At 62.1% G+C, this 23,749-nt stretch carries 26 protein-coding genes; 14 read left to right on the top strand and 12 right to left on the bottom strand.

The window, feature by feature from the left end; translation table 11 throughout:
* Positions 1-116 precede the first annotated feature (116 nt).
* Genes AB5Y59_RS03865 through AB5Y59_RS03855 form a run of 3 tightly spaced genes read right to left on the bottom strand, consistent with a single transcriptional unit; the run spans position 117 to position 2,197 of the window.
* Positions 117-1,373 carry a PTS ascorbate transporter subunit IIC gene (locus AB5Y59_RS03865; protein ID WP_011704190.1) on the bottom strand — a complete coding sequence of 419 codons (1,257 nt, stop codon included), beginning with the start codon at positions 1,371-1,373 and terminating at the stop codon, positions 117-119.
* A gap of 60 nt (positions 1,374-1,433) precedes the next feature.
* Complete coding sequence (locus tag AB5Y59_RS03860; protein WP_016349013.1) at positions 1,434-1,721, bottom strand: PTS sugar transporter subunit IIB; 288 nt, start codon at positions 1,719-1,721, stop codon at positions 1,434-1,436.
* Positions 1,722-1,753: 32 nt separating this feature from the next.
* A complete protein-coding gene (locus AB5Y59_RS03855) occupies positions 1,754-2,197 on the bottom strand; it encodes a PTS sugar transporter subunit IIA (RefSeq protein ID WP_005307534.1) in 444 nt (147 codons plus the stop codon).
* A gap of 252 nt (positions 2,198-2,449) precedes the next feature.
* On the opposite strand from AB5Y59_RS03855, the gene AB5Y59_RS03850 reads away from it, so the two are divergent.
* The 3 genes from AB5Y59_RS03850 to AB5Y59_RS03840 all read left to right on the top strand — a co-directional run bounded on the left by AB5Y59_RS03850 (position 2,450) and on the right by AB5Y59_RS03840 (position 4,367).
* Positions 2,450-3,472, top strand: coding sequence for a LacI family DNA-binding transcriptional regulator (locus AB5Y59_RS03850; protein WP_139737561.1), 1,023 nt, complete (start codon positions 2,450-2,452; stop codon positions 3,470-3,472).
* A 265-nt stretch (positions 3,473-3,737) separates the two neighbouring features.
* A complete protein-coding gene (locus AB5Y59_RS03845; protein ID WP_139737560.1) occupies positions 3,738-3,860 on the top strand; it encodes a hypothetical protein in 123 nt (40 codons plus the stop codon).
* A gap of 168 nt (positions 3,861-4,028) precedes the next feature.
* The gene (locus AB5Y59_RS03840) at positions 4,029-4,367 is read left to right on the top strand and encodes a DUF2799 domain-containing protein (RefSeq protein ID WP_180344849.1); all 339 of its coding nucleotides are present in this window, start codon (positions 4,029-4,031) and stop codon (positions 4,365-4,367) included.
* Between the two features lie 57 nt (positions 4,368-4,424).
* Here AB5Y59_RS03840 and AB5Y59_RS03835 read toward each other — a convergent pair whose 3' ends face one another.
* Together AB5Y59_RS03835 and AB5Y59_RS03830 are read right to left on the bottom strand one after the other, a co-directional pair.
* Complete coding sequence (locus AB5Y59_RS03835; protein WP_010672439.1) at positions 4,425-4,595, bottom strand: hypothetical protein; 171 nt, start codon at positions 4,593-4,595, stop codon at positions 4,425-4,427.
* 56 nt (positions 4,596-4,651) lie between these two features.
* Complete coding sequence (locus AB5Y59_RS03830; RefSeq protein WP_010672440.1) at positions 4,652-5,083, bottom strand: flagellar basal body-associated FliL family protein; 432 nt, start codon at positions 5,081-5,083, stop codon at positions 4,652-4,654.
* Positions 5,084-5,228: 145 nt separating this feature from the next.
* Between AB5Y59_RS03830 and AB5Y59_RS03825 the strand changes: the two genes are divergently transcribed.
* Positions 5,229-5,780, top strand: coding sequence for a chorismate lyase (locus AB5Y59_RS03825; RefSeq protein ID WP_053288861.1), 552 nt, complete (start codon positions 5,229-5,231; stop codon positions 5,778-5,780).
* Positions 5,777-6,640: a 4-hydroxybenzoate octaprenyltransferase gene (ubiA, locus tag AB5Y59_RS03820; protein ID WP_161653254.1), complete on the top strand. Its 864-nt coding sequence runs from the start codon at positions 5,777-5,779 to the stop codon at positions 6,638-6,640. Before AB5Y59_RS03825 ends, ubiA begins: the two co-directional genes overlap by 4 nt.
* Before the next feature lie 65 nt (positions 6,641-6,705).
* On the opposite strand, the gene plsB is transcribed toward ubiA, so the two are convergent.
* Positions 6,706-9,129 carry a glycerol-3-phosphate 1-O-acyltransferase PlsB gene (gene plsB / locus AB5Y59_RS03815; RefSeq protein ID WP_368211503.1) on the bottom strand — a complete coding sequence of 808 codons (2,424 nt, stop codon included), beginning with the start codon at positions 9,127-9,129 and terminating at the stop codon, positions 6,706-6,708.
* Between the two features lie 204 nt (positions 9,130-9,333).
* On the opposite strand from plsB, the gene lexA reads away from it, so the two are divergent.
* From lexA to AB5Y59_RS03795, 4 genes are all read left to right on the top strand, one after another.
* A complete protein-coding gene (gene lexA / locus AB5Y59_RS03810; RefSeq protein ID WP_010672444.1) occupies positions 9,334-9,960 on the top strand; it encodes a transcriptional repressor LexA in 627 nt (208 codons plus the stop codon).
* A 431-nt stretch (positions 9,961-10,391) separates the two neighbouring features.
* Positions 10,392-10,601: a hypothetical protein gene (locus AB5Y59_RS03805; protein WP_080560358.1), complete on the top strand. Its 210-nt coding sequence runs from the start codon at positions 10,392-10,394 to the stop codon at positions 10,599-10,601.
* 190 nt (positions 10,602-10,791) lie between these two features.
* Positions 10,792-11,418 carry an SCO family protein gene (locus AB5Y59_RS03800; protein WP_045522510.1) on the top strand — a complete coding sequence of 209 codons (627 nt, stop codon included), beginning with the start codon at positions 10,792-10,794 and terminating at the stop codon, positions 11,416-11,418.
* Between the two features lie 14 nt (positions 11,419-11,432).
* The gene (locus AB5Y59_RS03795) at positions 11,433-12,803 is read left to right on the top strand and encodes an MATE family efflux transporter (RefSeq protein WP_368211502.1); all 1,371 of its coding nucleotides are present in this window, start codon (positions 11,433-11,435) and stop codon (positions 12,801-12,803) included.
* A 31-nt stretch (positions 12,804-12,834) separates the two neighbouring features.
* On the opposite strand, the gene trmL is transcribed toward AB5Y59_RS03795, so the two are convergent.
* The 3 genes from trmL to AB5Y59_RS03780 form a co-directional block, all read right to left on the bottom strand.
* Entirely contained in the window at positions 12,835-13,299 is a 465-nt protein-coding gene (trmL, locus tag AB5Y59_RS03790; protein ID WP_039041146.1) for a tRNA (uridine(34)/cytosine(34)/5-carboxymethylaminomethyluridine(34)-2'-O)-methyltransferase TrmL, read from the bottom strand.
* A gap of 70 nt (positions 13,300-13,369) precedes the next feature.
* The gene (locus AB5Y59_RS03785; protein ID WP_039041147.1) at positions 13,370-14,725 is read right to left on the bottom strand and encodes an ATP-binding protein; all 1,356 of its coding nucleotides are present in this window, start codon (positions 14,723-14,725) and stop codon (positions 13,370-13,372) included.
* Positions 14,722-15,414, bottom strand: coding sequence for a response regulator (locus AB5Y59_RS03780; RefSeq protein WP_069651467.1), 693 nt, complete (start codon positions 15,412-15,414; stop codon positions 14,722-14,724). Before AB5Y59_RS03780 ends, AB5Y59_RS03785 begins: the two co-directional genes overlap by 4 nt.
* A gap of 87 nt (positions 15,415-15,501) precedes the next feature.
* Here AB5Y59_RS03780 and AB5Y59_RS03775 point away from each other — a divergent pair, with 87 nt between their 5' ends.
* From AB5Y59_RS03775 to AB5Y59_RS03760, 4 genes are all read left to right on the top strand, one after another.
* Positions 15,502-16,413, top strand: a complete 912-nt coding sequence (locus tag AB5Y59_RS03775; protein WP_010672451.1) for a cation diffusion facilitator family transporter — start codon at positions 15,502-15,504, stop codon at positions 16,411-16,413.
* An 8-nt stretch (positions 16,414-16,421) separates the two neighbouring features.
* The gene (gene cysE, locus AB5Y59_RS03770; RefSeq protein WP_010672452.1) at positions 16,422-17,201 is read left to right on the top strand and encodes a serine O-acetyltransferase; all 780 of its coding nucleotides are present in this window, start codon (positions 16,422-16,424) and stop codon (positions 17,199-17,201) included.
* Positions 17,202-17,222: 21 nt separating this feature from the next.
* Entirely contained in the window at positions 17,223-18,503 is a 1,281-nt protein-coding gene (locus tag AB5Y59_RS03765; protein ID WP_010672453.1) for a hypothetical protein, read from the top strand.
* A gap of 221 nt (positions 18,504-18,724) precedes the next feature.
* Positions 18,725-18,934 (top strand): cell division protein ZapB, encoded by a 210-nt coding sequence (locus AB5Y59_RS03760; RefSeq protein ID WP_010672454.1) that lies wholly within the window; start codon positions 18,725-18,727, stop codon positions 18,932-18,934.
* 72 nt (positions 18,935-19,006) lie between these two features.
* Here AB5Y59_RS03760 and elbB read toward each other — a convergent pair whose 3' ends face one another.
* Positions 19,007-19,657 (bottom strand): isoprenoid biosynthesis glyoxalase ElbB, encoded by a 651-nt coding sequence (elbB, locus tag AB5Y59_RS03755; protein WP_042878992.1) that lies wholly within the window; start codon positions 19,655-19,657, stop codon positions 19,007-19,009.
* 400 nt (positions 19,658-20,057) lie between these two features.
* Here elbB and polA point away from each other — a divergent pair, with 400 nt between their 5' ends.
* Positions 20,058-22,811 (top strand): DNA polymerase I, encoded by a 2,754-nt coding sequence (gene polA / locus AB5Y59_RS03750; RefSeq protein WP_113978896.1) that lies wholly within the window; start codon positions 20,058-20,060, stop codon positions 22,809-22,811.
* Positions 22,812-22,890: 79 nt separating this feature from the next.
* On the opposite strand, the gene AB5Y59_RS03745 is transcribed toward polA, so the two are convergent.
* A complete protein-coding gene (locus tag AB5Y59_RS03745) occupies positions 22,891-23,430 on the bottom strand; it encodes a gamma carbonic anhydrase family protein (protein ID WP_049636982.1) in 540 nt (179 codons plus the stop codon).
* A gap of 89 nt (positions 23,431-23,519) precedes the next feature.
* The coding region (locus tag AB5Y59_RS03740) for a hypothetical protein (protein ID WP_368211501.1) at positions 23,520-23,749 on the bottom strand (230 nt) is incomplete at its 5' end.

Raw genomic sequence — 23,749 nt, 5'->3', positions numbered from 1 at the left:
GCACTGTGTTTGCACATATTTTCGACGTTGTTCGGGCTGGTGGGGCCCGGCTGGCAGTGCGGGAAGATGAGCAGGGGCATGGCACCGTCGGCCATGCCCCCGATGGGCAAGAGTGATCAGCGTACGATGAGGCCGAGCAGGATCCCCACCACGCCGAAGTCGGCATCGCTGAAGGTGGTGTTGGCAAAGCCGAGATCCCCCAGCACCGGCAGCAGGAACACCGGCAGGAAGGTGATCAGCAGGCCGTTGGCGAAGGCACCGAGTAGAGCGCCGCGACGACCGCCGGTGGCATTGCCGAACACCCCGGCCGCCGCACCGACGAAGAAGTGCGGCACGACGCCTGGAATGATGACGGTGAGCCCCAGCAGGTAGAGCAGCACCATGCCCACCAGACCGGCGGCGAAGCTCGACAGGAAGCCGATCAGCACCGCATTGGGGGCGTAGGGGAAGACGATGGGGCAGTCCAGCGCCGGCTTGGCGTTGGGCACCAGCTTGTCGGAGATCCCCTTGAAAGCCGGCACGATTTCGGCGATGACCATCCGCACCCCCTGCAGGATCACGTAGACCCCGGCGGCGAAGGTGATGGACTGCATCAGGGAGAACATGAACCAGTGCTTGCCCTTGGCGACGCTGGCGACGAACTCGGGCCCGGCGAAGGCGGAGGTGATGAGGAAGATGATGCCCATGGTGAAGGAGATGGCCACCGGGGTATCGCGCAGGAACAGCAGGCTTTTGGGCACCTGCACCTCTTCGCTGCTGTGGGCCTTGTTGCCGAACTTGGCGCCGATCCAGCCGGCCAGCACGTAGGAGCAGGTGGAGAAGTGGCCGAGTGCCACATCGTCCGAGCCGGTGATCTGCTTCATGTAGGGGTGGGCAAGGGCCGGGAACAGCACCATGGTCACGCCGACCACCAGGCTGCCCACCGCGATGAGCGGGATGCCGCTCATGCCGCCGGCGGAGAGGATGGCTGCCACCATCATCGACATGAACAGGGTGTGGTGACCGGTCAGGAAGATGAATTTCCACGGGGTGAGCCGGGCGATCAGGATGTTCACCAGCATGGCGAAGAACATGATCATCGCCATCTCCTTGCCGAACGACTGCTGGGCGATGGAGACGATCGCCTCGTTGTTGGGGACGACCCCCTTGATGCCGAAGGCGTGCTGGAAGATGGTGGCGAAGTCGCCCAGCGAGTTCACCACCAGGGTGGCGCCGGCCCCCAGGATGACGAAGCCCATGATGGTCTTGACCGTGCCCTTGATGCACTCGGTCACCGGTTTCTTCTGGGCGATCAGGCCGATGAGGGCGATGAGGCCGACCAGCACGGCCGGCTCCGACAGCACGTCAAACATCAGAAAATTGAAAAATTCCATGGTCAGCTCCAAGCAGATGGAAGCGGCGGCTCACCAGCCGCCCAGACAGTCGCAAAGGGGTTAGAGTGCGCCCAGCTCGCGCAGGGCGATGGCGAGTTTTTCTTTCATGGCGGCCTTGTCGACCATGTTGTCCAGCGATACCAGCCGGCCGTCGACGCCCATGCTGACCAGCTGTTCGGCGATGTCGCGGGTGGCGACAAAGATCTCGGCGCTCTCGCTGCCGGCGGAGGCGAGATCCCGGTGATCCACCTCGGCCGTCACGGCCAGCTCCTTGAGAATGCTCTTGATGCTCATCTCCATCATCAGGCTGGTGCCCAGGCCGTGTCCGCATACAACCAGAATTTTCATGCTCTCTTCCTCTGTCGGGCGCAGGGCGCCACTCAATAACGCGCCAGGATGCGCAAGATGTCGTCTTTGCTGGTGGCCGCCATGATGGCCGCCACGTCTTCTTCATTCATGAACAGCTCGGCCAGCTGGGCGATGGTCTCCACGTGGGAGTTGCTGTCGCTGGCGGCCAGGGTGACCAGCAGCCGCACCGGGTCGTTGCCCTCGGAGCCGAAGTTGACCCCCTCTTTCAGTACGGTCAGCGCCAGTCCCAACCGGTTGACGCCGTCTTCCGGGCGGGCGTGGGGCATGGCCAGGCCCGGGCCCAGCACGTAGTAGGGGCCGAGCTCCTCGTGGGAGCGATAGAGCGCCGCCACATAGGAGGGCTCTATGGTGCCGTTGGCAAGCAGGGGGGCGGTGGCCAGCTCGATGGCGTGGCGCCAGTCGCGGGCGCCCGCTTCGATGGAAATGACCTCCTCGGTCAGCAATTGGGTCAGCATGGCAGTGTCCGGGCTGGATAGGATGGCGCCAATCTAGCGATCTTGCCTCTTGATAACTGTGAGCTTGATCCCGAAAGTTAGCGCTACCAGATAGCGCTAACATTGATCTGTGATAGCGCTATCATTTCTCTCACAAAAGGGATTCATCCTGCCCCTTATCGGCCTCAAAGAAGGTAAAATCCGGTTTGAGCAAATAGTCAGTGCCCCGCTTTTGCCTTAAAGTGAATGCCCGTATGCCGAGGAAGGGAAAGGATGTCAGAAGCGAAAAAACGCCGCAGCACGGGTCGGGTGACCCTCAACGACGTGGCCCAGTTGGCTGGCGTGGGAGCCATGACGGTGTCGCGCGCCCTGCGCACCCCCGAGCTGGTGTCAGACAAGATGCGAGAGCGCATCGAGGCGGCGGTGGATGAACTCGGCTATATCCCCAATCGGGCGGCGGGGGCGCTGGCGTCCGCCACTTCCCAGACCATAGTAGTCATCGTCCCCAGCCTGGCGGAGCGCGCCTGCGGTGACATGATTGCCGGGCTGCAGCAGACCCTGCTCGCCGAGGGCTATCAGATCATGCTGGGGGATGCCCAGCACCTGAAGCAGCAGGAGGCCAGCCTGCTCAGCAATTTCCTGCAGCACAATCCGGCCGCCGTGGTGTTGTTTGGGGGGGATCCCGGGGAGGTCATCCGGCAGCGCCTGCAGACGGCTCGCTTGCCGGTGGTGGAGGTGGGGGCCATGGCGCGCCATCCCATCGACATGAACGTCGGGGTCTCCAACTTCGATGCCGGTTATCAGCTGACCCGCCACCTCATCGAGCGCGGTCATCGCAACATCGGCTTTCTCTGTGCCCGCCAGGAGCAGTGGATGCTGCAGCAGCGCATGCAGGGCTGGCAGAAGGCGCTGCTGGACAACTACCTCTCCCCGGACGCCATCATCAATACCTCTGAGCTGCCGAGTTTTAGCACGGGGGCGGCCATGCTGGGGGAGTTTCTGCTGCGCTGGCCCGAACTGGATGCGCTGATCTGCGTCAACGACGAGCTGGCGGCCGGGGTGCTGTTCGAATGCCAGCGCCGCCATCTGAGCGTGCCGGGCAAGCTCGCCATCGCCGGTTTCGACGATCTGGATGTGGCACGCGCCTGTCATCCTGCGCTGACTTCGGTCAGGATCCCCTATCACCAGATGGGCAGGGAGGCGGCGGAGCTGATCCTGCGCCAACTGGCGGGCGAGGAGGTGGCCGGCATGAGCCTCGCCCTGGATTTTCAATTGCAAAAGCGCCAGAGCACCTGACGAGCGATGCCACGACAGGGCGAGGCAAGCATGTTCAAGGCGTTGTGACCGAAGACCAGGTCGGTGCACCGTCGCCCTGCGCGGGAACTGCCAGCCGACGTGTTCGCCCGGTCTGTCACCGGGTTGGATCAGAGCGTGGATGCCACCGGAGCCATGACTCCAGGTGGCTGGCTGCACCCTGGTTAAGCTCTGAGCGGAACCACTGGCGAGCCCCATTATTCTGGATAGACTTTGTAGGCCGGTGCACTATCCAAGGAGAATGAGCATGGGTACGCAGACGCCTGATTTCGATCTCGATGATGACTGGGAGCCGGAATCTTGGGAAGACGAGCTGGAGGAGCTGGATGACGAGAGCTGGCAGGACTATAACCCTCTCGACGATCAGTGACTCCCTGTAACGCCTGAGGGCGGGCCTGGTGCCCGCCCGATTTTTTGTGTGGCGAGGGGGGCAGCCCTTGGTGAGAACGGGGCGGGCTGGTTAGAATGAACTGCTCAAATGACGCTGTACGAGGCAGGCAGCGGCTCAACAACGATTCCAACGACGCCAAGGATGAATATGCGCTCACTCGTCATCATGTTTTGTGCCGCCCTGCTCGGGGGCTGTGTTTCCAACTCCGACGACCCTTGCGAGAAGGTGTGGAGCGACGTGGGAGAGGCGGACGGCAAGCTCGGTTTTGCTGGCGATCGGGTGGCATTTCACCAGACCCAGTGCGGGAAAAAAGTGGACGTTGCCCTTTGGGAGCTGGGTCGCCAGAAGGGGCTGGCCTGGTATTGCCGACCCGAGCATCTCTATCTGGCAGGACGGTCGGGAGAGGAGTATCGCGGCGTCTGTCCCAACGACGTGCAGGCCCGTCGCCTGTTTGAACAGGGTCGCCATGGCTGGACTGATCAATAAATCAGCCTTCCTCTATCTTCTGAAATATTGCGTGAACCTCTTCGTGAGAAGAGGGACCTACCCTTCTTTATGCTTCAGCCGCAGCGGCTGGCACAGGTAATCCTTGTCATTGGCGCTGCGGGCACACTTGCCACACACGAATTTGGGTTTGCGCACAATCTTGCGCAGCGTCTTGAGATCGGCGGGGATCTCGTGACGGCGCCACTCACACAGCGTCTTGTGACCCATGACGTCCTCGACAGTGAATGCAACGGGTGAGAGGGGCAGGACCCCTCCCGGTGTGGTTACTGGTACAGGTATTTGGTGAAGATGAGCTCGCGGACCGCCTTCTTGCCTGTCTCCTTGACCAGCAGCTCATTGACCTTGGCCTCACACTCCTTGCGCAGCTCTTCCCGGTTCACCAGGGACTTGATCTGTGCGCCCGTCTTGCTGCCAATCAGCCGGATGATGGCGTCGCGGATCAGGGGGTCGTGCTGCTCCAGCAACTTGAGGTCGGCAGCGTCCGTGGCCATCAGCTCTACCGTCACCCGTACATAGCCGAGGGTTTTGCCGTCGCCAAGGTAGTTGGTGATGATGTCCGGATCCAGAGCGTGATAGGCGAATCCCGGCTGGACGGCGGAGGAGGCGGGATCGGTGGCCTCTTCCTCATTGGCGAAGGCCTGTGTATTCAAGAGGGTACACCCCAGGGACAGCAGCAGAATTCTGAAGATCTTCATCTGGATGGCTCGGCAGCGACGGATGCCCCATTTTTGATGCTGCCATCGGGGCCGTCAAGCACGGATGTTCTTACAATTCGCCATTGATTTACGGATAATAAACCGGTTTTTAACCTGACAACGGAAATCTCCGGATGGTGAAGCTGTGAAGTCCGAGTTGACTGTTCCCCTCGTCCAGCTCGTCCCATGGCGGGCGCCTGCAGAGTGCGAACCGCCCGAGGCGCTGCGTCCCTGGTTGCTGGAGGCCGATTCCATGACCCGGCGCCTGCGTCGTTACAATCATCACCTCTCGGTGCAACTGCTCGGCAATCGCGCCGTGTCGCTGACGGTGGACGAGCAGGCGCTGGTGGCGGTGTCGGCCCCAGCGGGCATGTGCCGTGAGGTGATCCTGCACGGTGATGGCGGGCCTGCCATCCTGGGTTGGACCCTGTTTGCCGAAGCGGCCTTGCAGGGGGGCGGTTTGCAGGATCTGGGAGAGCAGCCGCTGGGAGAGCGCATTTTCGGTGAGGCTCCGGCGCGGCGGGATCACCTGCAACTGGCCTGTTTCGAGATAGCGAGCAATCCCTGGTGTCCGGCCGCCACCGTCTGGGGGCGTCGTTCCCGCCTGTTTCTGGGGCAATGGCCACTGCTGGTCCATGAACTTTTCCTGCCCTCGCTATCATCTCATTCGTTGCCATCGGATAAGGAGCTGGAGTGAAGCTGTTAACCAAGGAGCGGGGACTGGCCTACGTGCAGTTGGCCCGCATCGACAAGCCCATCGGTACCCTGCTGCTGCTGTGGCCGACCCTGTGGGCGCTCTGTCTGGCGGCTGGTGGCCTGCCTGACCCCTGGATCCTGACCGTGTTCGTGGTGGGCGTCTTCCTGATGCGCTCCGCCGGCTGTGTCATCAATGACTATGCGGATCGCAACTTCGACGGTCATGTCAAACGCACCGCCGGGCGACCGCTGCCCATGGGGCGGGTCGCCGAGCGGGAAGTGCTGGTGCTGTTCGCCGTGCTGGCGCTTCTCTCGTTCGCCCTGGTGCTGACGTTGAACCCGCTCACCATCAGCCTGTCCTTTGCCGGCCTGCTGCTGGCAGTCTGCTACCCCTTCATGAAGCGCTTCATCCCCATCCCTCAACTGGTGCTCGGCATGGCCTTCTCCTGGTCCATTCCCATGGCCTACGCGGCTCAGGCCAATGCCCTGCCGCCGGAAGCCTGGCTGTTGTTTCTTGCCAACCTGCTGTGGACCATCGCCTATGACACCGAGTACGCCATGGTGGACAGGGATGACGACCTCAAGCTCGGCCTGAAATCGAGCGCCATCCTGTTCGGCCGTCACGACAAGCGGATCATCGGCGCGCTGCAACTGGCGACCCTGCTGATCCTGCTGGGGGTCGGGCAGCTGATGGGGTTGGGGTCAGGTTATTACTGGGGACTGCTGGGGGCGGCGGCGCTGTTCGTCTACCAGCAGCGACTGATCCGGGAGCGGCAGCGGGAAGCCTGCTTCCAGGCCTTCCTCAACAACAACTACGTGGGGGCGCTGGTGCTGCTCGGGGTGATGGTTCACTACCTCTAACCCGCCCCCCTTCCTTGATGAAAAAAAGGCCGCATGATGCGGCCTTTTTGTTGGGTGTCGACGCCTCAGAGCCGGTTGCCCGCCTGGATGGTGCGGCGGATCTTGTTGCTGAGCAGCGGCACTATGTTGTCGGCCAATGCCTGGAAGCGGCCGAGATCCGGTTTGCAGCCCGGATCCAGATAGCCTTCGCTGCGCAGGGTGTGGATCAGGGTGCTGAACAGCTTCTGGTCGAAGAACTCGGGGGCGTTGATGCCGTGCAGGGTGCCGAGGCGTTCCGCCATCATCAGACCGTCCGCTTCCAGCTGCTCCGCCTCGATGTGGGGCTGGGCCAGCATGCGGGTCAGCACGATGGCGTAGCGTTGCAGCGTCTCCTGGATGCTTTCGGCCAAGAGCAGCAGGCGCATCTGGTTGCCGGGGTTGACCCAGTAGCCGCCGTCGCGTGCCTCGACCAGTTGCTGGCGTAACAGCTCGGCCAGCAGGGCATCGATCAGTTCAGGCAGCTCGTCCTCTTCATAGCGCAGGAAGAGTTCGGTCTTGAGCAGGGGGTAGATGTCGACACAGCGGGCGACGATCTCGCTGCGGGAGATCCCCTCGCACCGCTCGATCAGGGCCGCCACCAGGGAGGGCATGGCGAACAGGTGCAGTATGTTGTTGCGGTAGTAGGTGAGCAGGATCGCCTGATAGCGGTCCAGGCTGATGATCTGGCCCAGCTTGTCCTCGCTCACCTCGAACTTGTTGAGCTCCATCGCCTGCTCCAGCAGGGTCCTGGCGTCCTCGTCCGGCATGGTGCTGTGCGGGCTGTAGGGCACCTGCTTGAGCAGGTCCAGATAGGTGTTGAGCTGGGCCTGGAGTTCGTCCCGGGTCAGGGCGTGGCGCTCGGCGGCCAGCAGGGCCAGGGCACTCAGGGTCAAGCCGTTGACGGCGGCGGCATCGTTGATGCGGGTCATCAGCAGCTCGGCCAGCTGATTGACGGTGGAGGCCATCCACTCGGGGCGCTCCTCCCGGCCGATGCTCTCCTTCCAGGTGGGTACATGTTCGCCGAGGTAGCTGTTGAGGGTCAGCGGTTCGCCGAAATTGACGAAGCCACGGCCATAGTTGCGCAGCTTGCGCAGGATGCCGAGCACCTGCAGGAAGCTCTCCTTCTCCTTGCGGCTCCCCTTGAGTTCGTTGTGGTAGGTATTCACCTCCATCACGTGCTCGTAGCCGAGGTAGACGGGGACTAGGGTGACCGGCCTGTCCAGCCCGCGCATCATGGCCTGCAGGGTCATGGCCAGCATGCCGGTCTTGGGGGGCAGCAGGCGACCGGTACGCGAACGCCCGCCCTCGGTGAAGAACTCCACCGAGTAGCCCTTGGCAAACAGCAGGTTGAGGTACTCCCGGAATACCGTGCTGTAGAGCGGATTGCCCTTGAAGGTGCGGCGGATGAAGAAGGCGCCGCCGTGGCGGAAGATGGGGCCCGCCGGCCAGAAGTTGAGGTTGATGCCCGCCGCGATGTGGGGCGGCACCATGCCCTGGTGGTAGATGACGTAGGAGAGCAGCAGGTAATCCATGTGGCTGCGATGGCAGGGGACGTAGACGATCTCGTGCCCTTCCTGGGCGAGCTGGCGCACCTGCTCTGCTCCGTTGACCGAGAGGCCGCGATAGAGCTTGTTCCACAGCCAGCCGAGGAAACTCTCCCCGAGGCGGATCAACCGATAGGAGAAATTGGAGGCGATCTCGTCCATGTAGCCGTGGGCACGCTTTTGCGCCTTCTCCAGGCTGATCCCTTCCCGTCTGGCCTCCTCCTCGATGGCATGCTGGATCACGCTCGAATCCAGCAGTTGCTTGAACAGCAGGTTGCGGTTCGGCAACTTGGGTCCGGTGGCGGCCAGCTGTTGGCGGCTGAAGTGGGTGCGGGCCACCCGCGCCAGCTTGTGGGCGATGGCCTCGTCGGTGCCGTGCTTGTCCGCCATGTAGCGCAGGGAGAGGGGCGGGGAGAAGCGCACCAGGTTCTCGCGCCCTTTCAGGATCACGATCAGCGCCTTCTTCAGGCGGTTTGGCGCCAGGCTGCTGATGATGTTCCAGCCGGAGGCCTCCTCGCCTTCCCGGCCCGGGGCGCGGCCCCAGAACAGGGTGACGGGTACTACCTGGATGTCCAGCGCCGGATCCTGCTTGTGCAGGTCCAGCAGCTGGTGGAACTCCTGCAGGAAGGGGAGCGGCTTGTTGCGCGTGCCGAACAGGGGAGGCGGACGATCCAGACAGACGTAGCGTGGCAGCAGTTGACCGTTCAGCTCCAGCGGCGTGAAGGGGCCGGGCAGGCCGAGATCCTCGCAGCACTGTTGCAGGGTCATCAGGTCGGTGATCGAGCTGGTCTTCAGGGCATAGACGATGGGTCTGGCCGGATCCAGCTTGAGCTCGGTGATGGGGTTTTCCGGTAGGCTCTTGTGATTGACCAAGCCGCTGACCGGCCATTGCAGGATGGCTCTGGATATCTTCTGTCCAAGGGACATGTGCGTCTGCTCTCCAAAAAAATGCGGCGTGAGCATAGCAAATCACCGACTGCTTGTCGCCGAGAGGTACGATGAGTCGGTACTTCAGAGCGGGGGGAGGGGCAAATGTGCGTCGGGTCGCGACAAATGCCAGTTGCGCCTTGCCTTGGCCCCAGCACTGTATATACTGCCAGTGTGCTGTATAAAAAGACAGGTGCCCATGCTATGAAACCCCTTACCCCTCGCCAGGCTGAAGTACTCGAGCTCATCAAGGCGAACATGAACGAGACCGGCATGCCGCCGACTCGCGCCGAGATTGCCCAGAAGCTTGGCTTCAAGTCGGCCAACGCGGCCGAAGAACATCTGAAGGCCCTGGCCAAAAAAGGGGTCATCGAGATCATGCCGGGTACGTCCCGCGGCATTCGTCTGCTGCTCGAAGAAGAGGACGTGCAGCCTGAAGAAAACGGCCTGCCACTGATTGGCAAGGTGGCGGCCGGGGAACCCATCCTGGCCCAGGAACACATCGAGAGCCACTACCAGGTGGATCCCGCCCTGTTCCACCCGCGGGCAGACTTCCTGCTGCGGGTGCAGGGCATGAGCATGAAGAACATCGGCATCATGGACGGGGACCTGCTGGCGGTACACAAGACCCAGGAGGTACGCAACGGCCAGGTCGTGGTAGCACGGCTCGACGAGGATGTCACCGTCAAGCGCTTCCAGCGCAAGGGCAGCCAGGTGTGGCTGTTGCCGGAAAACGAAGAGCTCTCCCCCATCGAGGTGGATCTCGCCAGTCAGCACCTTACCATAGAGGGCCTGGCGGTCGGCGTGATCCGCAACGCCGACTGGATGTAAACATCCGATGCGATGAAGAGGCCTCCTGCGGGAGGCCTCTTCATTTTCATCTGCCGATGGCATCTCCCTCCCCACCTTTTCGCTTCTCCTTCCTGTGCGCACAGTCTCGCCGCACGACATGCATTTCGGATATATCCTTTGATAAGGCCCCTGTCATGGTCGGTGATCAGGGAAGGGGGAGTCGCACCGGGCAGTACGCCATGGCAGGGATGCATGATCACCGGGTCGGTGCGCAGAAGGGAGAGTCGCCTCAGACTGGGGACTCGTACAGTCAGTACGCTGCCGTGGTTGGTTCGTCGTTGGGGACAAAGAGACCCGTCAGCGTGACCTGTTGAGCAAGGAGGACAGGTATGGCTTCAAGCTCGCCGTGGGATCCGGTGCCGGCCGCAGCGCCCGCATCTTCCATCACCCGATTCATCAAGGGCAGTCGGATGACATGGTTCTATGCGCTCTGGGTCTATCACAAGGGAGATGGTTGGACCATCTGGCTTGGGTGCCCCAAAGACAAGATTGTCCGCCTGGTTCGTCTGTTTCGCCGTCATCACGACATCGGATTGCCGGATGAGCCCTGGACTGCCCCCGTCATCCCGCTGCGCGTCCCCCTGAGACGCGCCCAGCCGCAGCACAGGCTGCGGCCCTGATCCCTCTTCCTGTACAGACAAGAACCCCGCCAGAGCGGGGCTCTTGTTTTGGCGCCGATGCGGCTGATCCATGGCACAGACGCTTTCCCGCCGGGATGCAAGACTAGCCAGCGGCGGGGGCGGGCGGGTTACAATGACCCCTACCGGTTTTGCCCATAGGGCTTCTAACATAAGCAAGGCTTTGTTTTATATGGTTAAACCACGCTTTTACCTGCTGCTGTTGCTGTTCATCGGCGCCATTGCGGCGGCTTATTACTGGAGTCAGCCCGCGGTGCCGGAACAGGCCGATTACTACCCGGCGGGGCGAGACATCAACCCGTTTACCCTCACGGATGCGGATGCACAGCCCTTTACCCCTGCCAACCTGACGGGACACTGGAGCTTTCTGTTCATCGGCTACACCTACTGCCCGGATGTCTGTCCGACCACGCTGGCGGATCTGCGCAGCGTCTATCCGGCGTTGAAGAAGATAGCCCCCACTAGCCAGGTGGTATTCATCTCGGCGGATCCCCAGCGGGATGACAGCGCCCGCCTGAAGAGCTATACCGCCTTCTTCGAGCCCGAGTTCAAGGCGGCGACCGCACCTCACAGTGCCCTCTTTCCTCTGGTCCGCAATTTGGGGCTGGTCTATTCCATCGTGGAAGGGGATCGCAAGGACTACCTGATCGACCACTCCGCCTCCATCGTGCTGATCAACCCCGAGGGGAAGCTGGTGGCCACCTTCCGACCCAAAGTGGCACCGGGTGAGGTGCCCCACGTGGACATGCAGGCCATGGTGGCCGACTTCGCGCGCATCGTGCGGCTGGCTGGCGAGTGATCCCGGCGCGCACCATGCTGATTCCCGCCTGGCTGAAGGATCCTCGCCGCCACAGAGCCGTCTTCGCCCTGGCCCTGCCCATGGTGTTCTCCAACGTCACCACGCCCTTGCTGGGGTTGGTGGACACCTGGGTGATCGGTCATCTTGGCCAGGCCTGGTTTCTGGGGGGCGTGTCGGTCGGTGCGACCTTCATCAATCTGCTGTTCTGGCTGCTTGGCTTCCTGCGCATGTCCACCACAGGGCTGACTGCCCAGGCTCAGGGTGCAGCCCATGCCGAAGGGCAGCTCGACACCCTGGCGCGGGCCCTGGGCTTGGCGATCGGACTGGGCATGGTGCTGTTGCTCCTGTTGTTGCCGTTCCTGCCTGCCATCATCGCCCTCGGCGGCGGCTCTTCCGAGGTACAGACCTATGCCGGTCAATATGTGTCGGTGCGGGTCTGGAGCGCCCCGGTGGCCTTGTGCAATCTGGTCATCATGGGGTGGTTGCTGGGCATGCAGGATGCACGCAGTCCCATGCTGCTGCTGATCCTGGGCAATCTCGTCAACATGGTGCTGGATGCCTGGTTCGTGCTGGGATTGGGCTGGCAGGTGAAAGGGGTGGCCGCAGCTTCCCTGCTGGCGGATTACAGCACGCTCGGGGTGGGGTTCTGGCTGGTGAGCCGGCATCTGCGCCGACTTGATCCCGGGGTGTGGCACAACGCCTGGCAGCGCTGGCGCCAGTGGCCGGCCCTGCTGCGGCTGCTCGCCCTGAACCGGGATATTTTCATCCGCTCCCTCTGCCTGCAACTCTGCTTCGTGTTCATGACTCTGCAGGGGGCCAGGCTGGGGGATGTGGCGGTGGCCGCCAATGCGGTGCTGCTCAATTTCCTGATGCTGATTTCCTACGGGCTGGATGGATTTGCCTATGCGGTGGAAGCCATGGTAGGGCGTGCCATCGGGCGGCGTGATCGGCCGCTGCTGCGGGAGGCCATCGTCCTCAATCTGGGCTGGGCGCTGCTGATCGCCCTGGCATTCACCCTCTCGTTTGCCCTGGGGGGACACTGGCTCATCCGCCACATTACCGACATACCGGCGGTGATCGCCGAGGCGCAACGTCAGCTCCCCTGGCTGGTGGCCATGCCGCTGCTGGCGGTCTGGTGCTTCCTGCTGGACGGGGTCTTTATCGGCGCCACCCGGGCCCGGGAGATGCGCAACAGCATGCTGGTGGCGGTGTTTGCCGGCTTCTTTCCCATCTGGTGGCTCTGCCAGGGATGGGGTGTGGCGGCCCTGTGGGCCGCCATGAGTGCCCTGATGGCAGGTCGTGGCCTGACGCTGGGTTGGCTCTGCTGGCGACTGGAGCGTGATGGACGGCTGCTGGCGGGGCAGGGGACGGCGCAGTCAGTCTGAATCCTGGCCGCCTTGCCAATATCGTCAGCGGTCAGAGCGAGCCTGAATAGTCGAACTGCCGCCAGCTCTCGTAGACGAACACCGCGACGGCGTTGGCCAGATTCATGCTGCGGCTCTGGGGCAGCATGGGTATGCGCAGCCGCTGCTCGAATGGCAGGCTCTCGATGATCTCCATGGGCAGGCCTCGGCTCTCGGGCCCGAACAGCAGGGCGTCACCGGGGGCAAACCGGGCCGCCGAGTGGGCGGTGCGTCCCTTGGTGGTGCAGGCAAAGACCCGTTGGGGGGCGACGGCCGCCAGAAACGCCTCATAGTCAGGCCAGCGCTTGACGTCGGCAAACTCGTGATAGTCGAGCCCGGCCCGCTTGACCCGCTTGTCATCCCACTCGAACCCCAGGGGCTCTATCAGGTGCAACCGGTAGCCGGTATTGGCGCAGAGGCGAATGATGTTGCCGGTGTTGGGGGGGATTTCCGGTTGGTAGAGCACGATATCGAGCATGGAAGGATCCTGGGCTGGTGCGAAACGGGCGCCAGCATACCCAGCACCCGTGCCGATGAAAAGGGGGAGGTCAGGGCATGGGCAGACGGATGGTGATGACCAGTCCGGTCGGCTGATTGCTGCTGGCCCGGATGGTCCCCCCATGACGCTGGATCGCCTCGGCGGCGATGGCAAGGCCGAGACCCGTGCCCCCGGTCTTGGCGTTGCGGGCATCGTCCACCCGAAAGAAGGGCAGGAACAACCGGGGCTGCTGCTCCACCGGCACGCCCGGGCCGTCATCCCGTATGGTCATCACCCATTCCCGTCCCTCCCGGTACCAGTCCACCTTGATGAACTCGCGGGCATACTTGAGGGCGTTGCGCAGGGGATTTTCCAGGGCGCGCGCCAGCAGCTCCGGCCACATGGTGAGGGATTCGGCGGGCAGGGAAGGGAGCCTGAGCTGTTTGCCGTTCTGGTTTGCCTCGAACATGGCATCGTCCAGGATGGGCTCCAGCAGCTCCGCCAGGGGCAGCGTCACCGGCGCCTCCACATGTTGCTGCACCCGCGACAGATCCAGCAGATCCCCTATCAGCTTGTCGAGCCGTGCTATCTCCCCTTCGATGCGCGCCAGCTCGGCGCTGTCCCCCTGCTTGCGGCGGATCAGCGCCTGTGCGAGCTGGATGCGGGTCAGGGGGCTGCGCAGCTCGTGGGAGATGTCGGAGAGCAGCTGCTTCTGCTTCTGGATCATGTCCTTGAGGGTATCGACCATGCGACTGACATGTTCGGCCAGCTGGCCTATCTCGTCGCGCCGCCCCAGGTTGGGGATCTGTATTTCCAGGTTGCCCTGGGCGAGTTGGGAGACCGACTGCTGCAACTGCAGTATGGGGCGGGTCAGGCGCCAGGCGAGCAACAGACAGAGCGGGGTGCTGACCAGCATGGCGATGCCCAGGATCTGGATGGGGTGATCCAGGATCTGGATGAAGAGGAACAGGTAGGAGTTTTCGACGTTCAGACCGAAATAGACGTGATAGGTCTGGCCGTGATGGACCATCTGGAAGGGGCCGGCGATGGCGCGCTGGTGTTCGCTGCCCAGCATGGGCTTGGCCGGGTTGTCCGAGTCGAGCATGAAACGGATCACGAACTTGCTCAGCCGGGTGCTGGACTGCATCTGCCCCTTGGCATCGCGTAGATAGATGTTGTCCACCGGCAAGAGGCCCGCGGCATCGATGGCCTTGGCCAGATCGAAATCCTGCTCGGGATCCGCGCCCCGTTGCAGCGCCGCCAGGTTGTTGTTGAGACGGGTGATCTCGTGGGCCGGCAGCGGGATGATGTTGCGGGGGTCCAGGGTGGGGAGGATCACCACCGCGGCCACGACCAGTAGCAGGATGAACCAGAACCAGAGGAAGATCTGGGTGGAAAGGCCGTTGAAGGTGCGGGCCGATTTCATGCCTGCTCCAGCCACAGGTAGCCTCGTCCCCGCACCGTCTTGAAGCGGGGCTGGCCGTCAGCCCGCTCCGGCAGCTTCTTGCGCAGGTTGCTCAGGTGCATGTCGATGGCCCGATCGAAGGGTTCGAGCTTCTTGCCCAGCACCTGCTCGGAGAGCAGGCCTTTGCTGACGATCTGGCCCGGATTGCGCAGCAGGCACTCCAGCAGGCCGAACTCGGTGGCGGTGAGCTCCAGCAACTGATCGTCGCAGCGAGCCTGTTGCAGGCCGGGCTGCAGCACCAGATCCATGAATCTCAGCTCGTCCGGGGCTCCGCGCTGGGGAGCCTGGCTCTGGGTTCGACGCAGGATGGCGCGCACCCGGGCCAGCAGCTCCCTGTCGTCGAACGGCTTGGCGAGATAGTCGTCGGCACCGGCCTCCAGCCCGTTGACCCGATCCTGGCTGTCGCCACGGGCGGTCAGCATCAACACCGGGGTGTCGTGGGTCTTGCGCAGCCGGGTCAGCATCGCGAAACCGTTGAGTCTGGGCATCATGACGTCCAGCAGCACCAGGTCGAATGCCTGTTCTGCCAGTCGCTGCAATCCCTCTTCCCCATCCTCGGCGACGGTGACCTCAAACCCCTCCAGGGTCAGGATTTCGGTGAGCAGCTGGGTCAGTTCGAGATCGTCGTCGACCAGGAGTATTTTGTTCATCTGGGAGTCACTCTGTTGATTTTGCACGCCAAACTGACGTCCGGGTCAGGGTATAATAAGTTTTTACGCGTCGGAGGAAAGCCGGTTTTGAGCCACCAACACTATTCCCGCTGGGTCACCCTGGCCAGCATGGCCGCTGTGACCACCGCCACCCTGCTCATCCTGGGCAAACTGATCGCCTGGCTGATGACGGATTCATCCAGCCTGCTGGCATCCCTGACCGATTCCTTCATGGACATCAGCGCCTCTCTCATCAATCTGCTGGCCATCCGTTATGCGCTGGCCCCTGCCGACGAAGAGCACCGCTTCGGCCACGGCAAGGCGGAGTCCCTGGCGGGTCTGGTGCAGTCGGCCTTCATCTCGGGATCCGCCCTGCTGCTGGTGATGCACGGCATCTCGTCGATGCTGAATCAGGTGCCCGTGGTGCGCCTGGAGGCGGGGATCTGGGTCAGTGTCGGCTCCATCGTGCTGACCCTGTTGCTGGTGAGCTTCCAGAGCTTTGTCATCCGCAAGACCAACAGTGTGGCCATCAAGGCCGACATGCTGCACTACCGTTCCGACCTGCTGCTCAATGGCGGCGTGCTGGTGGCACTGGTGCTGGCGGGGCAGGGGTGGTACTGGGCCGATGGCCTGTTTGCCATTCTGATCGGTCTGTTCCTGGTGTGGGGGGCTGTCCATATCGGCTACGAATCGGTGCAGGCCCTGCTCGATCGTCAGTTGCCAGAGGAGGAACAAGCGAGAATAATGGCCCTCTGCTGCGCCGTAGAGGGGGTGCATGGCGTACATGACCTGCGTACCCGCCAATCCGGGCCGACCCGTTTCGTGCAGTTGCATCTGGAACTCGATGATCAACTGCCTCTGGTCAGGGCCCATCAGATAGCCGACGAGGCTGAACTGGCCGTCCGCCAGGCCTTCGAGCGGATGGATGTGATCATTCACATGGACCCCATCTCGGTGCTGACAAAAGAACGACAAAGCACTCACCCTGAACAACAGTAGGCTGCAACATGGATGATCTGGTTGCCAGAACCTGGCAAAAAATTCAGCAGGAAGCGCAGAGCATGGCGGCCCAGGAGCCCATGCTGGCCAGCTTCTTTCATTCCACCATTCTCAATCACCGGGATTTGCGCTCGGCGCTGAGCTTCCAGCTCGCCAACAAGCTCGACAGCACCACCATGCCTGCCATCGCCTTGCGGGAAGTGATCGAGCTGGCCCTGCGCAGCGAACCCGAGCTGCTGGCCGCAGTGGCCGCCGACATCTGCGCGGTGCAGGATCGCGACCCGGCGGTCGACCTCTTCTCCACCCCGCTGCTCTACCTCAAGGGATTCCATGCTCTTCAGGGGTATAGGGTGGCCAACTGGCTGTGGCGTCAGGGACGCCGTGCCCTGGCGCTCTATCTGCAAAACCAGATCTCCGTGGTGTTCGGCGTGGATGTACACCCGGCCGCCCGCATCGGCAAGGGCATCATGTTTGACCATGCCACCGGTATCGTGGTCGGGGAAACCGCCGTCATCGAGAACGACGTCTCCATCCTGCAGAGTGTGACTCTGGGGGGGACCGGCAAGGAGAGTGGTGATCGTCACCCCAAAATCCGGGAAGGGGTGATGATAGGGGCGGGGGCCAAGGTGCTCGGCAACATCGAGGTGGGCGTCGGCGCCAAGATCGGTGCCGGCAGCGTGGTGATCAACCCGGTGCCGCCTCACACCACGGTCGCTGGCGTGCCTGCCAGGATTGTGGGCCGCCCCGAGTGCGACAAACCTTCCCTGGACATGGATCAGTGCCTCTGATCCCCTGACCGAGGCCGTTGTATGGTCAAGCGCTGGTCAGGCTTTCTGATCCTGGGGATGTGGCTGCTCAACCTGCTGCACCTTTATCTGGACTTCTCCCCCTGGCCCGCCGCCATCGCGGCCTGGGCCGCCTCCCTGCTCACCTGGCCCTGGCTGGTGGGGGCCGCACGGCGCCAGGCGCTGGCCCTCTACGGCGCGGCGCTCCTGCTGCTGCTCTTTTCCTGGTGGCGAGGGGCCAGCCTCAGCCCCGGTGACTGGCTCTTGCCGAACATCAACATGCTGACCATGTTTGCCGCAGTGAGCACCCTCAATCTGGCTACCTCCGGCCTCTTGACCGGCACCGCCTCCTGGTCCGGTCGCAAGGGGCTGTGGAGCACCATGGCCAGCCTCAATCTGCTGGGGGCCGTCATCAATCTTTCGGTGCTCTTCATCATCGGCGATCGGCTGGAGCGCAACGGGACGCTGGAGCGGCGTCAGGTCATGGTGCTGAGCCGGATCTTCTGTGCGGCTGCGTTTTGGTCCCCCTTCTTCGTCGCCATGGCGGTGGCCCTCACCTATGCACCGGGTCTGCAACTGGGCAGCATACTGCCTTTTGGCATACTGGCGGCCTTGCTGGCCATGGGGCTGACAGCCTGGCAGGTAGAGCGGCTCGGCGTGGAGACCTTTGAAGGTTATCCGCTGCGGCTCCAGACCCTGGGGCTACCGGTGACCCTGGCACTGCTGGTGCTGGTGATCCACCGTTTCTGGCCCGGACTCAGCATTCTGGCGGTGATCGCCCTGGTGGCGCCCTTGCTGGCCTTGCTGTTCATGCCGCAAGCGGGGCGAGGGGCTGCTCTCAAACGCCAGGTGGTGGAGCGCTTCCCGGCCATCGGTGGCCAGCTGGTGCTGTTTCTGGGGGCCGGCCTGCTGGCGGCTGGCATCAACAGCGCGCTGTCAGTACTGGACTTTGGCAGTGGCCACGGCCTGCCGCTGTTCAACCACTTCGGCTGGCTGGAAGCCTGCCTGACCCTGCTGCTGATCTTCCTGGTGGCCATAGTGGGCGTGCATCCTCTCATCAGCATCTCGGGGGTGGCGCCGCTGCTCTGGCCGCTGGCACCGGATCCCAGCCTGCTTGGCATGTGCTTCCTCATGGGGTGGGGGCTGGCGACCGGGACGAGCCCGCTCTCCGGCTCCAATCTGGCGCTGGCGTCCCGCTACAACCTGAGCGCCGGGCTGCTGCTGCGCTGGAACCTGCTCTACGGCCTGCTGATGTACGCCGTGGCCTGTCTGATGATGGGGGGCTTCATCGCCTTGCATGGCTGATGGCGGCATCGGCAGGAGGGCGGGTTGTGCCACGGCGGACGCCCGGGATCGAGGTTCCTGCTGCCTGCGAGAAAAACCGACGCATATTTAAGCAATACCGGGCCGCAGGGCGCATTTTGCAACGTGCTGGCTTGTTTGTGCCGAGCGCATCAGGGTATGCTGGCTCCACGCGCTTGAATCGCCCTCTGTGGGGCATCGCAATTGAACATACAGGTATGCATATGTCACTAGAAGTCCTTGAGCAACTCGAATCCAAAGTACAATCCGCCGTCGACAACATCTCCTTGCTGAAGATGGAGCTGGACGAGCTGAAAGAGCAGAACAGCAAGCTGCAAGACGAAAACCACCAACTGCGCAACGAGCACGTTGCCTGGCAAGAGCGTCTGCGTGCCCTGCTGGGCAAGATGGACCAGATGGGCGATGCCATCTGATCCCGTCTAGATTGACCGGAATGAAAGCGGGCCGCTCCTTGAGCGGCCCGCTTGTTTTGGTCTGCCGGGCAATCAGAGTGCCAGCAGCTGTTTGACGGTCTTCTCGATGCCGTCCGCCGCCTCCACAATATTGTTGGCCAGCATGTAGGCAGGAGTGGAGATGACCTTGCGCTCCTGATCCACCACGAACTCGCTCACCGGGCAGTCGAGATGACTGCCACCCATGGCTTCGATGGCGTTGGCGGCGCCCTCGTCGTTGCCAATGGTGGCCAGGGTGCCTGCTCCATAGATGAGCGGGATCATGGCCGGTGCGATGCAGATGTAGGCGGCCGGTTTGCCGGCTCTGGCAAAGCTCTGGCAGGCCTTCAGCACATCCGGCTGGATGCGGCACTCTGCGCCCTTGATGGCGAAGTCACACAGGTTCTTGGCGGCGCCGAAGCCACCCGGCACCAGTAGGGCGTCGAAGTCGGCTGCATCCAGTTCAGCTACATCCCTGATCTGGCCGCGGCAGATGCGGGCCGCCTCGACCAGCACGTTGCGGCTCTCTCCCTCGCTGACCTCGCCGGTCAGGTGATTGATGACATGAAGCTGAGGGACATTGGGGGCGAAGCATTGAACGGATGCTCCCTGACGGGCCAGCGCCAGCAGGCTGATGACGGCCTCGTGGATTTCGGCGCCGTCAAACACGCCACAACCACTCAAGATCACGGCCACTTTTTTCATGACAGACTCCTCGTTGTTGAAAATGTGAGCCAGGGTAGATTGTTGTACTTTTGTATGGTTATCGTTCGACCTCCGCTGGTCAAGTCATCTCCCTGTGCTAGGATTGTTTCGTTTTGGATCCTGCCTCAGTACCCCCCTTGAATTTTTTCCACATTGATCGAGATCATGATGAGTGTGTCATGTTGAGTTTTCATGATCTCAACGCAATGTTTTAAAAGATATTTTTTGTTTTAATCCACAGCTTTGTCACGGCCGTGATGCAATGGTGCCATTTTTGAGCACAGAGTTATCCACAGCAATATGCCCCACCGGTGCGCCGGGGTGATGGTGGGAGTCCCCTTGGTGTGGTGCGGGCCCTGTGGCATCCTAGCGGCTGTTTATTCTTGGCAGGACGATTTTCATGGCCTCTAGCAACCCTCTTATTCTGGTCGACGGCTCTTCATATCTTTACCGCGCCTTCTTTGCCTCGCAGCAGGCCGATCTGCGCACCTCGACCGGCTTGCCTAGCGGCGCCGTCCGTGTCATGGCCAACATGATGCGCAGCCTTCGCAAGCAGTACCCTGACTGCCACGTGGCCGTGGTGTTCGACGCCAAGGGCAAGACCTTCCGTGACGACATCTATCCCGAATACAAGGCAACACGCGCCAGCATGCCGGACGATCTGCGCAGCCAGGTCGCCCCTATTCACCAGATGATCAAGGCAATGGGTTTCCCCTTCCTGATGGTCGAAGGGGTGGAGGCTGACGACGTGATCGGCACCCTGGCCCGTCAGGCGACCGAGAAACAGTTGCCTGTGCTCATCAGCACCGGCGACAAGGACATGGCGCAGCTGGTCTCCGACCATGTCACCCTGATCGACACCATGAAGGATGTGAAGACCGATCGGGAAGGGGTGATCGAGAAGTTCGGCGTACCGCCCGAGCTCATCATCGATTACCTGGCGCTGATGGGGGACAAGGTGGACAACATTCCCGGCATGACAGGTGTCGGCGAGAAGACCGCACTGGCCCTGCTGCAGGGGATCGGCAGCATCGACGAGATCGCCGCCAACCTCGACAAGGTGGCGGCGCTCGGCTTCCGTGGCTCCAAGGTGTTTGCCGACAAGTTCCGCGAGCAGGAAGAGCAGGTGCGCCTTTCCTATGTGCTTGCCACCATCAAGACCGACGTGGTGCTGGAACAGAGCCTGGAAGAGCTGCAGCTTGGCCCCATCGATAAAGAGGCTCTACTGGCGGTCTATCGCGAGTATGAGCTGCGCAACCTGATCAAAGAGTTGGAGTCCGGCGGCGCTGAGGAGAGTGACGCTGAGGGTGATGATGAAGGTGCCGCCCCGGCAGTCACCATCAAAACCGACTATCGCTGCATCCTGGATGAGGCCGAATTCGATGAGTGGCTGGCACGGTTGCAGGCGGCGCCGCTGTTTGCCTTCGACACCGAGACCACCAGTCTCGACTATATGGAAGCGCGCGTCGTGGGCGTCTCCTTTGCCATCGAGCCGGGCAAGGCGGCCTACGTGCCCTTCGGCCACGACTATCTGGGGGCGCCGGTACAGCTGACCGAGGCCGTGGTGCTGGGCAAGCTCAAACCGCTGCTGGAAGATCCGACCCGTCTCAAGGTGGGGCAGAACCTCAAGTACGATCGCAACGTGCTGCTCAATCATGGTATCGAGCTGCAGGGCATCGCCTACGACACCATGCTCGAATCCTATGTGCTCAACTCCACCGCCAGCCGCCACGACATGGATTCCCTGGCTCGCAGATATCTGAATGCCGAAACCATCTCGTTCGAAGAGATCGCCGGCAAGGGGGTCAAGCAGCTCACCTTCAATCAGATCGAGCTGGAGCAGGCGGCTCCTTACGCGGCGGAAGATGCCGACATCACCCTGCGTCTGCATCAGGCACTGTGGGGCAAGCTCTCTGCCGAGCCGGGCCTTGCCAAGGTGTTCAGCGAGATCGAACTGCCGCTGCTGCCGGTGCTGGCGCGGATGGAGCGACTCGGTACCACCATCGAGCCCAAGCTGCTGCATCAGCAGAGCCAGGAGATCGAAGTGCGTCTGGCAGAGCTGGAGAAGCAGGCCCACGAGCTGGCCGGGCAGGAGTTCAATCTCTCCTCGCCCAAGCAGCTGGGTGAAATCCTCTTCACCAAGCTGGGGCTGCCGATCATCAAAAAGACCCCCAAGGGAGCGCCATCCACTGCGGAAGAGGTGCTGGCCGAGCTGGCGGAGACCTATGAGCTGCCGCGTCTGCTGATGGAGCACCGTGGCCTGGCCAAGCTCAAGTCCACCTACACCGACAAGCTGCCGCTGATGATCAAGCCGCAGACCGGGCGGGTGCACACCTCCTATCACCAGGCGGTGGCGGCGACCGGTCGACTGTCGTCCACCGACCCCAACCTGCAGAACATTCCGGTGCGCAACGAACAGGGGCGCCGCATTCGGCAGGCCTTCATTCCGTGCGCCGGTTACAAGCTGGTGGCGGCGGATTACTCCCAGATCGAGCTGCGCATCATGGCCCACCTCTCCGGTGACAAAGGGCTGCTGACCGCCTTTGCCGAGGGCAAGGACATCCACAAGGCGACCGCCGCCGAGGTATTCGGCGTCGCGCTCGATGCGGTGACCAGCGACATGCGTCGCAGCGCCAAGGCGATCAACTTTGGTCTCATCTATGGCATGAGTGCCTTCGGTCTGGCCAAGCAGCTGGGGATCGGTCGCGCCGAAGCGCAGAAGTACATGGATCTCTACTTCGAGCGCTACCCGGGGGTGCTGGAGTACATGGAGCGCACCCGCCAGCAGGCGGACGCCCAGGGCTATGTCGAAACCCTGTTTGGCCGTCGCCTCTATCTGCCGGATATCAAGTCTCGCAACGCGGGCCTGCGCAAGGCTGCCGAACGGGCCGCCATCAACGCCCCCATGCAGGGCACCGCTGCCGACATCATCAAGCGGGCCATGATCAATGTGGATGGCTGGATCCGCGGGATTGAAGACGAGTCGATCCGCATGTTGATGCAGGTGCACGATGAACTGGTGTTCGAGATCCGCGAAGAGAAGCTGGAAGAGTACATCGCCCTCATCAAGGAGAAGATGTCGTGTGCGGCCGAACTGGATGTGCCGCTGGTGGTGGAAGTGGGCACTGGTGTCAACTGGGATCAGGCCCACTGATCCTGACCACAGTGATTGGCTAGCTATATAAGCAGAGAAGCCCGGCATCATGCCGGGCTTCCTGTTTGTGGCTGCAGGGTCAGGCCTCTTGCAGGTATTCATCCTTGAGCAGCACATAGTTGTCGGCCGAAGTCTTCAGGAAGGCGATCTCGGCCGGCTTGAGAGGGCGGGCCTGCTTGACGGGATTGCCCATATAAAGAAAGCCGGCCTCGAGCCGCTTGCCTGGCGGCACCAGGCTGCCCGCCCCGATCATCACATCGTCTTCAACGATCACCCCATCCAGCAGGATGGCACCCATGCCGACCAGTACCCGGTCGCCTATGGTGCAACCGTGCAGCATCGCCTTGTGTCCGACCGTGACATCCTCGCCGATAAGCAGCGGATAGCCGCCAGGGTTGCTGGCACTCTTGCGGGTCAGGTGCAGCACTGTACCGTCCTGAATGTTACTGCGCGCACCGATGTGGATATGGTTGACGTCCCCTCTGGCGGCCACCATGGGCCAGATGCTCGCATCGTCGCCCAGCTGGATATCCCCCACCAGGGTGGCGCAGGGATCCACATATACCCGATTGCCCAGTTGCGGGCATTTTCCCTTGTAAGGTCTTAGTCGCAAGTCCATCTTGGCCTCCTTGTTTTCGGCCATTCTAGCAAGACGACACCGGTTTCTGTGGATAAGTTTGTATAAAAGCTGTGCTTGGATATGAATAACTAAAAAAGTGCCGATTTTTGCAATTTTATTGCATGGGAGGGGTTGCCAGAACGAATTCGCTCCCTATAATGCGCCTCCATCGACAGGGCAAGCGGCAACGCAAAGCCTGAGTCGATAGCCTCGAAAAGCCTGTAAAAATAAGGCTTGACTCGAGAAGGCGGTTGAGTAGAATGCCACTCCCGCAGCAGCCAAAAGCTGCGTCGCTCTTTAACAATTTGAATCAAGCAAT

Source organism: Aeromonas sp. s10 (assembly GCF_040907975.1).
In the GTDB taxonomy this organism is placed as follows: Bacteria; Pseudomonadota; Gammaproteobacteria; order Enterobacterales; family Aeromonadaceae; genus Aeromonas; species Aeromonas caviae.
Note: the sequence above shows the minus strand (reverse complement) of the source record. Positions and strands in the feature narration are given on the sequence as shown.

Bases quoted from the DNA above. Each gene is read 5' to 3' on its own strand.
- AB5Y59_RS03865 (WP_011704190.1), bottom strand. From the start codon at position 1,373: ATGGAATTTTTCAATTTTCTGATGTTTGACGTGCTGTCGGAGCCGGCC.
- AB5Y59_RS03860 (WP_016349013.1), bottom strand. From the start codon at position 1,721: ATGAAAATTCTGGTTGTATGCGGACACGGCCTGGGCACCAGCCTGATG.
- AB5Y59_RS03855 (WP_005307534.1), bottom strand. From the start codon at position 2,197: ATGCTGACCCAATTGCTGACCGAGGAGGTCATTTCCATCGAAGCGGGC.
- AB5Y59_RS03850 (WP_139737561.1), top strand. From the start codon at position 2,450: ATGTCAGAAGCGAAAAAACGCCGCAGCACGGGTCGGGTGACCCTCAAC.
- AB5Y59_RS03845 (WP_139737560.1), top strand. From the start codon at position 3,738: ATGGGTACGCAGACGCCTGATTTCGATCTCGATGATGACTGGGAGCCG.
- AB5Y59_RS03840 (WP_180344849.1), top strand. From the start codon at position 4,029: ATGCGCTCACTCGTCATCATGTTTTGTGCCGCCCTGCTCGGGGGCTGT.
- AB5Y59_RS03835 (WP_010672439.1), bottom strand. From the start codon at position 4,595: ATGGGTCACAAGACGCTGTGTGAGTGGCGCCGTCACGAGATCCCCGCC.
- AB5Y59_RS03830 (WP_010672440.1), bottom strand. From the start codon at position 5,083: ATGAAGATCTTCAGAATTCTGCTGCTGTCCCTGGGGTGTACCCTCTTG.
- plsB (WP_368211503.1), bottom strand. From the start codon at position 9,129: ATGTCCCTTGGACAGAAGATATCCAGAGCCATCCTGCAATGGCCGGTC.
- lexA (WP_010672444.1), top strand. From the start codon at position 9,334: ATGAAACCCCTTACCCCTCGCCAGGCTGAAGTACTCGAGCTCATCAAG.
- AB5Y59_RS03805 (WP_080560358.1), top strand. From the start codon at position 10,392: ATGACATGGTTCTATGCGCTCTGGGTCTATCACAAGGGAGATGGTTGG.
- AB5Y59_RS03800 (WP_045522510.1), top strand. From the start codon at position 10,792: ATGGTTAAACCACGCTTTTACCTGCTGCTGTTGCTGTTCATCGGCGCC.
- AB5Y59_RS03795 (WP_368211502.1), top strand. From the start codon at position 11,433: ATGCTGATTCCCGCCTGGCTGAAGGATCCTCGCCGCCACAGAGCCGTC.
- trmL (WP_039041146.1), bottom strand. From the start codon at position 13,299: ATGCTCGATATCGTGCTCTACCAACCGGAAATCCCCCCCAACACCGGC.
- AB5Y59_RS03785 (WP_039041147.1), bottom strand. From the start codon at position 14,725: ATGAAATCGGCCCGCACCTTCAACGGCCTTTCCACCCAGATCTTCCTC.
- AB5Y59_RS03780 (WP_069651467.1), bottom strand. From the start codon at position 15,414: ATGAACAAAATACTCCTGGTCGACGACGATCTCGAACTGACCCAGCTG.
- cysE (WP_010672452.1), top strand. From the start codon at position 16,422: ATGGATGATCTGGTTGCCAGAACCTGGCAAAAAATTCAGCAGGAAGCG.
- AB5Y59_RS03765 (WP_010672453.1), top strand. From the start codon at position 17,223: ATGGTCAAGCGCTGGTCAGGCTTTCTGATCCTGGGGATGTGGCTGCTC.
- AB5Y59_RS03760 (WP_010672454.1), top strand. From the start codon at position 18,725: ATGTCACTAGAAGTCCTTGAGCAACTCGAATCCAAAGTACAATCCGCC.
- elbB (WP_042878992.1), bottom strand. From the start codon at position 19,657: ATGAAAAAAGTGGCCGTGATCTTGAGTGGTTGTGGCGTGTTTGACGGC.
- polA (WP_113978896.1), top strand. From the start codon at position 20,058: ATGGCCTCTAGCAACCCTCTTATTCTGGTCGACGGCTCTTCATATCTT.
- AB5Y59_RS03745 (WP_049636982.1), bottom strand. From the start codon at position 23,430: ATGGACTTGCGACTAAGACCTTACAAGGGAAAATGCCCGCAACTGGGC.